This is a genomic window from Oribacterium sp. HCP28S3_H8 (assembly GCF_052064775.1).
Lineage (GTDB): Bacteria > Bacillota > Clostridia > Lachnospirales > Lachnospiraceae > Oribacterium.
Genome location: NZ_JBQHUZ010000013.1, coordinates 20209 through 28096, shown reverse-complemented (window position 1 = coordinate 28096; position 7888 = coordinate 20209). Strand labels below are relative to the sequence as shown.

The following is a 7888-nucleotide window of genomic DNA, read 5'->3' as shown; positions in this document are numbered from 1 at the left end:
CACGTTATTTACTGCGAATAAATTCGCTTTGAGTTTCTTAAACTCTTTCTGAAAATCCTCTTTAGAATCTTCAGGGTCTGTGTATTATTCGATCTTTGATTTTCAAGGTTCTATTCGCTTGTCTCTTAGAAACAGCTCATATATTTTATCAGTCTGTTTTCTATCTGTCAAGCATTAAAAGGATTTTGTAAATCCAGCGACCCGAGACGGGATCGAACCGTCGACCTCCGCCGTGACAGGGCGGCGCTCTAACCATCTGAGCCATCGGGCCAATCGCTTTTGTTTCTCGCGAACGTTGTATACTTTATCACCCGAAACAAAATGTGTCAACAGGCAATTTATCTTTTTTCGATTTTTTTGAGTGCCTTTTTTGAGCCTTTTTATGGTGCTCTTTTGAGTGCTTTGGATCAACCGTTTAAATCGGTCATCACGTCCGATCAGAAGCTCTCAACATTTCATATAATTCAGAAAACTATATTTAAGTCAACAGACAAAAGGTACGCCTCTGGCAGCAAGCTTCTAAACCAGGGCGTACCTTCATTGCCTTTTTTTAATTATTCATTATGATTGCTTTTGATGCCGGCAAATCAGTCAACCGGAACAACACCACCATCATAGGTATCATTGATAAACTGCTTGACCTCATCAGACTTAAGCACTTCTACCAGCTTCTTAGCCCACTCTGCATCCTTATTGGAATCTGCAACTGCTATAATATTAGCATAGGTCTTAGCGGCCTCAGAGTCCTTAGACTCCTGCGCAATTGCATCAGACGGCTTAAATCCTGCTTCAATCGCATAGTTTCCATTCATACATGCAAAATCAACGGAATCAACAGATCTTGGAATCTGCGCAGCCTCTACCTCCAGGATATCTACCTTATGCGGATTCTCAACGATATCCTGTTTGGTTGCAGTAAGGCCTGCTCCATCCTTCAGCTTGATAATACCATTAGCTTCCAGCAGTAACAGTGCTCTTGCCTCATTGGTTGTGTCGTTAGGTACTGCAATCTGCGCGCCATCTGCAATATTGCTTAAATCCTTGGACTTACCTGCATAGATTCCAAACGGCTCATAATGGATGGCACCTACAGAAGTCACATGTGTATTGTTTTCCTTGTTGAAATCATCAAGATATGGCTGATGCTGGAAATAGTTCGCGTCAATCTCCCCCTGATCCACAGCAAGGTTCGGCTGTACATAGTCATTATATTCAACGATATCAATGTTTACACCGGCTGCAGCAAGCTGCTCCTTAGCTGCTTCCAGAATTTCAGCGTGCGGCGATGGAGATGCGCCGATTTTGATATTCACCGGCTCCTTAAGAGGCTCAATGCTGCTTCCAGCCGTTTTCGTTTCAGAAGCTGCTGCTGTGCTCTCTGCTGCTGTAGTCTCTTTAGCCGCTGCTGAACTCTCTGCTGCCGTGGTCTCCTGAGCACCTGTCGTTGCTGCCTGTGTAGTTGCATTAGGTGCAGATGAGGATCCGCACGCTGCAAGTGCTCCTGCTGCAAGAATTGCCGCAAGAACCGCTGCAAAATTCTTTTTCATAATTAGTCCCTCCTGACGAATTGTCTTTTGTATCTATATAAGCGCCTGAGCGTTTATAACACCTTATCTGGCACGTTTGTCTGTGCGTCTTGCAAGAAGCATCCAAAACTCCTGGATCAGCTGCACCAGTATAACCAATACGGTTACCGCAATCAGCATAATGTCTGTTTTATATCGATAATATCCGTAGTTCAATGCAATGGCTCCGAGTCCGCCGCCGCCGACAAATCCAGCCATCGCCGAGTAAGAAAGAATTGTGGTGATACAGATCGCCGCTCCAACGAGCAGGCTCGGCTTTGCCTCCGGAAGCAGAACCTTCCAGATAATCTGCCAGTTGGTTGCTCCCATGGATTTTGCCGCTTCAATCACACCTGCATCGACCTCTTTTAAGGAGCTCTCCACCATACGGCCGATATACGGCGCGGAAGCAAAAATCAGTGGCGGGATAATCGCAACCGGTCCCAGGGTTGTATGTACCAGGAACTTCGTAATCGGAAGCACCATTACAAGCAGAATCAAAAACGGGATCGAGCGGAAAATATTGATAAGGGTCCCCAGTACTGCATGCACAGGGGAGCAGGGTGCAATGCCATCCTTATCTGTAACTACCAGAATCACTCCCAGAGGAATGCCGATCAGATAGGAAACCGCGCTGGAAATCAAAGTCATGTAAATAGTTGCCCATGTCTCGGTCAAGTACATTGCAATTGTATCCGCATTTATTACCATTTATCTCACCTCCTCAAACGTAATATGCTTTGCACTGAGATAATGTGTAATTCTTTCCGCCTCTTCCTGGCTTTCCGGCAGCTCCACAACCATCTGACCAACTGCTTCCTCACCGACTTGCTTTGTATTGGCAAACAAGATATTTACCGGTGCCTTGCATGTAAGGATCATATCCGAGATAATCGGTTCATGCGCATTTCTGCCGTCAAATACAATCCTAAGCTTCCGGTTCTTGCCGAAATGCACATCTCCCGTACCATCTCCAAGGATCAGTCTCCTGCCGATATCCGTTTTAGGGTTGGAAAATACCTCGGCAACCGGACCGCTCTCCGCAATATGCGAATGATCTATAATCGCAACCTGATCACAGATCGCCTCAATAACAGACATCTGATGTGTGATGACAATAACCGTCACCCCCATCTCATCATTGATCTGCTTCAGCAGGTCCAATATCTGCTTGGTCGTTTTGGGATCCAGTGCAGAGGTAGCCTCATCGCAAAGCAGCACCTTCGGGTTCGTAGCAAGCGCCCTTGCTATGGCGACTCGTTGTTTCTGACCACCGGACAGCTGTGAAGGATAATTTCTGGTCCTATCTCCTAATCCTACAAGCTTTAAAAGCTCCAGCGCTCTCTCCTCAGCCTTTTTACGATTCCATCCGGAGATCTCCAGTGGGAATGTTACATTTCTGAGTAAATTCCGCTGATTCAGCAGATTAAACTGCTGGAAGATCATACCCATCTTTTTTCTCGTATCTCGTATTTCAGCTGCAGTCATATCGCCAAGGCTTTTGCCTTCAAATAAAACCTTGCCGCTGGTCGGTACCTCCAGATAGTTAATGCATCGTACAAGGGTGGATTTGCCCGCTCCGGACAAACCTATGATTCCCTGAATACTTCCCTCTGCGATATCAAGATCTATATCGTCCAAAGCAATTACGTCCCCGGATGATGTTTTAAATGTCTTTCCCAGTCCGGCGAGCCGGATGATCGGATCTCCTCCCAATTTATACACCTCCATTTGGTTTGATCAATTCCACAGCACCAAATTTAATAGCCTAAAGTTTAAGGCCGGAGCTTCTATAAGTCAAGAAGCCCGGCCTTATGAAAAACTGATACTTCGTTATAGTTTAAAACTATAACGGCAAAATATGGTAGTTATTTGCAGAGATTATAAATAGCTTCTGCATACACCTTGGTCGCTGTGATAATGTTATCAATGTCAAAAAATTCATCCGCGCCATGCATATGCGTATCCCGTCCGGGCATTACCGCTCCAAATGCAACACCGTTTTTGAGATCATGCACATAGGTGCCTCCACCAATAGCGATCGTCTCACCCTTTAAGCCGGTCACAGCCTCATAGGAAGCAAGCAGCGTCTTGACAAATGCCGAGTCAGCCGGCACCTTATGCGGCGGAATCATGCCAGGTGTAGTCCAGTCAAATCCAGCCTCCTGCACGGACCTGGAGGCAACATCCTCACAGTTTAATTTGTCTGCCATCACCGGAGTTCTCGCATCGAACTGGAATTCTATATAGCCCGGATCCACATGGAAAAGATCCAGTGTACAAGTTAACGCATGAGACTCCTCATCCTCCATCTGTATACCAAGTCCGGAACCATCTGTAACGCCATATGGGAACAGTCTAAGCACCTGCTTCAGCTGCTTCAGTTCCTCCGACTCATGAAGTGGAAGCTTGGAGATAAGGATCAGAGCTGCAAGGCCTGCATTCTTACCGGTCTCCGGCGTAGAGGCATGCGCTGACTCGCCGATCACAGTAATTTCATCAATACCGCTCTGAATGCATTTCACGCCTAATGTACGCTCCACTTCATTGCACGGCTCCTCTGCGAGGTTCATATCCAGTCCCTCAAACTTAATGACAGCCTTCTGCGGGACAGCATTCAACGCAATGCCAGCCTCCAGAGAAAGGATCCTCGGCGTTGTCTTGTCTTCTGCAAAGCTTTTAGACAAGGTTCCGCGGAACTGACCCTTCTCAATATTGATTAACGGGAACTCCGCATCCGGAGAAAACGTCATTTCAGCCTCCGGCTCAGCCGCGTAGTACTTTGCAATATCCGAAGATCCGCACTCCTCATCCGCACCCATAATAAGGCGCACTCCCTTACTGAGCTTTGTGTTTGTCTCCTTTAATGCTCTCATAGCATAAAGTGCGCAAAGAAGCGGTCCCTTATCGTCCGAGGTTCCACGCCCGTAAAGCCGTCCATCCTTTTCAATTACATGAAACGGCTCTGTAACCGTCCAGCCCTCGCCTGCCGGAACCACATCTGTATGGGCCAGAATGTCAAGGCTCCTGGGAAGCGTCGGATCCAGGTCTGCCGTGCCGACATAATTTTCATAATTGTGAATCTGGAAACCATATTTATCACACATGGAAAGTGCGAGATTCAAAGCATCAAACGGGCCGTCGCCAAAGGGCTTGCCCTGCTCATATGCACCCTTTACAGAATTGACCGAGCAAAGCTCCTTAATATCCTCAATCAAATCCTGCTTGTGAGCGTCAATCCAGTCGTTAACGTGTTTATTCATCTTCAGCCCTCCTTATGGATTTACTGTACTATATTATCAGTTTTTACTAAATTCGGAAAGCTTTAATCCCTTATTCCGATCGAGTACCATGCCTACCGACCACTCGTGTGCAAATAGAAGTAACGGACGGTCCTTAAGATCCTTAACCATCTTCATATCCGAGGTACCTTCGATATGCTCAATATCATATTCCTGCCAGTTTTCAATCCAGCGGATATGCTCATATGGCAGCATATCAAGACGTACGTCAACATTATATTCGTTTTTAAGACGATACGTCAGAACTTCAAACTGTAATACGCCTACAACGCCAACAATAATTTCTTCCATACCGGTGTTATACTCCTGGAAGATCTGGATCGCACCTTCCTGCGCAATCTGAGAGACGCCCTTTAGGAACTGCTTCCGCTTCATGGTGTCAATCTGCCGTACTCTTGCAAAATGCTCTGGAGCAAACGTCGGGATACCCTCGAAGCGGAATTTTTTACTGCCGAGCTCCAGGGTGTCGCCTATGGAAAAAATCCCCGGATCAAATACACCGATAATATCACCCGCATAAGCCTTGTCTACGATTTTACGTTCATCTGCCATCATTTGCGTAGGCTGCGACAGCTTGACCTTCCTGCCTCCCTGGATATGGTTCACCTCCATGCCGGCATCAAACTCACCGGAGCAGATCCTCATAAATGCCACTCGATCCCTATGGCGAGGATCCATATTTGCCTGAATCTTAAATACAAAGGCAGAAAACGGCTCTGTTACCGGATCAATCACTCCCTGATCAGAGGTACGCGGAAGCGGCGGTAGTGTCATGGCAAGAAAATGCTCCAGGAAGGTCTGTACGCCAAAGTTTGTAAGCGCCGATCCAAAGAAAACCGGAGTCAGATCTCCCCGGTTGACTCTCTCCTGATCAAAATCATCCGAAGCACCGTCCAGAAGCTCGACATCCTCCTCCAGCTTATCATAGTAATCCTTGCCAAGGATCGTGGTAAGCTCGGGATCATCCAACGCGTAGTCATGCGTTTCCACCTCCCTGGCTCCACCCTGGGCTGCCTTAAAAAGCTCAACTGTCTTGCTTTTGCGATCAAATACTCCTTTAAAATTATGTCCGCAGCCGATCGGCCAGTTAATCGGGCAGGTACGGATATTGAGCACATCCTCAATGTCATCCAGAAGCTCAAACGGATCCTTCGCCTCGCGGTCAAACTTATTGATAAAGGTAAAAATCGGGATATGGCGCATGACACATACTTTAAACAACTTGATAGTTTGAGGCTCCACGCCCTTGGCGCCATCGATAACCATAACTGCTGAGTCCGCAGCCATCAGCGTCCGGTATGTATCCTCCGAGAAATCCTGGTGTCCCGGGGTATCCAAAATGTTGATGCACTTTCCTTCATAATTAAATTGCAGCACAGACGATGTTACGGAAATACCTCTCTCCTTCTCGATCTCCATCCAGTCGGAAACTGCATGCTTCGTCGCCTTTCTGCCCTTAACGGTTCCGGCAAGATTGATTGCGCCTCCATACAGAAGAAACTTCTCTGTTAATGTCGTTTTACCTGCATCCGGGTGGGAAATAATTGCAAACGTACGGCGTTTCTCAATTTCTGCTCTAATGCTGTCTGCCATATATACCTCTTATCATTTTTTATCATACTATGTTCTGCAGTTTGCCATCTTAACATAAAAAAGGCTATGCCGTAAAGACATAGCCTGAAAGTTACATAAAAGTCAGATCATTTCCAATTATTTTCTATTTCTAAGGAAATCCGGGATATTGATTGACATTTCCTTATTAGCCTGCGGTCTGTTAACGGAAGGTTGAACGGATGGCTGTGCTGCAGACGCATCCGTGTGTGCGCCAGTATCCTGTGAAAAATTGAGACTTGCCTGCTGTGAAACCGGAACACCAGGTCTCTGATAGCTGCCGCTAAGGAAATCAGGCATACGGGTTTCTGTCTTCCGTGCAGTATCTGCCGCCGGCTTCTGCTGCGCATCAATGTTATCCGTAGATGAAACGTCCTTAATACCGGTAGCAATTACTGTAATTGTGCACTCATCCTGCGCATTTTCATCATACATAGCACCAAAGATGATATTGGCATTGTCTCCTGCAAGCTCCTCTACATAAGAAGCAGCCTCGTTGGCCTCTACCAGAGAAACATCACCGGAGATATTGATGATAACATCACTGGCGCCCTCGATGGTTGTCTCAAGGAGTGGGGAAGAAATCGCAGCTTTTACAGCTTCTGTTGCCTTTTCATCTCCCTTTGCCTTACCAATACCCACATGAGCTATGCCCTTATCCTTCATAACAGAGGACACATCCGCAAAATCAAGGTTGATGAGACCCGGAACATTAATCAGGTCGGTTATGCCCTGAACTGCCTGCAGAAGCACCTCATCTGCCTTTTTAAGAGCATCCGGCATAGTCGTTCTACGGTCAACAATCTCAAGAAGACGATCATTAGGGATAACGATCAGAGTATCAACAGCTTCCTTTAAATTCTCGATGCCTTTAAGGGCATTGGTCATCCTCTGCTTTGCCTCAAAACGGAATGGCTTTGTAACAACGCCGACCGTCAGGATGCCCATATCCTTTGCAATCTTGGCAATGACAGGAGCGGCTCCGGTACCGGTGCCACCGCCCATACCACAGGTGACGAACACCATATCAGCTCCCTGAAATGCAGCTGTAATATCCTCCGAGCTCTCCTCTGCCGCCTTGGCGCCAACCTCAGGTCTGCCTCCGCAGCCAAGTCCCTTGGTAAGCTTCTCGCCGATCTGCATCGTTGTCGGTGCCTTGCTGAACTGAAGCGCCTGCTTATCTGTATTGATGCCGATAAACTCAACGCCGATGACTCCCTCATCCACCATTCTGTTTACCGCATTATTACCTGCGCCACCAACACCAACTACGATAATCTTAGCAGCTGCCTCTGACTCAGGAAGTTTAATCTCGAGCATAATCTTCCTCCTTACATTTATCCCTTATTTTCTAAAGTCATTCTTGAATACCTTATAATGAGTAACTATTTGCACATGTCTCCAGTCTGA

6 protein-coding genes and 1 tRNA gene are annotated in these 7888 nt (G+C 46.8%); all 7 read right to left on the bottom strand.

What is annotated here, in order from left to right:
• Positions 1-197: 197 nt before the first annotated feature.
• Positions 198-271, bottom strand: a tRNA-Asp gene (locus tag ACTNEN_RS12365).
• 316 nt (positions 272-587) lie between these two features.
• Positions 588-1547 (bottom strand): MetQ/NlpA family ABC transporter substrate-binding protein, encoded by a 960-nt coding sequence (locus ACTNEN_RS12360; protein WP_441206821.1) that lies wholly within the window; start codon positions 1545-1547, stop codon positions 588-590.
• 63 nt (positions 1548-1610) lie between these two features.
• A complete protein-coding gene (locus ACTNEN_RS12355; RefSeq protein WP_441206820.1) occupies positions 1611-2276 on the bottom strand; it encodes a methionine ABC transporter permease in 666 nt (221 codons plus the stop codon).
• Positions 2277-3281 (bottom strand): methionine ABC transporter ATP-binding protein, encoded by a 1005-nt coding sequence (locus ACTNEN_RS12350; RefSeq protein WP_441206819.1) that lies wholly within the window; start codon positions 3279-3281, stop codon positions 2277-2279.
• Positions 3282-3433: 152 nt separating this feature from the next.
• On the bottom strand, positions 3434-4828 hold the full coding sequence (locus ACTNEN_RS12345; RefSeq protein WP_441206818.1) for a Sapep family Mn(2+)-dependent dipeptidase: 1395 nt from the start codon (positions 4826-4828) through the stop codon (positions 3434-3436).
• Between the two features lie 36 nt (positions 4829-4864).
• Positions 4865-6460, bottom strand: a complete 1596-nt coding sequence (locus ACTNEN_RS12340) for a peptide chain release factor 3 (protein ID WP_441206817.1) — start codon at positions 6458-6460, stop codon at positions 4865-4867.
• A 117-nt stretch (positions 6461-6577) separates the two neighbouring features.
• Complete coding sequence (gene ftsZ / locus ACTNEN_RS12335; protein ID WP_441206816.1) at positions 6578-7798, bottom strand: cell division protein FtsZ; 1221 nt, start codon at positions 7796-7798, stop codon at positions 6578-6580.
• Positions 7799-7888 lie beyond the last annotated feature (90 nt).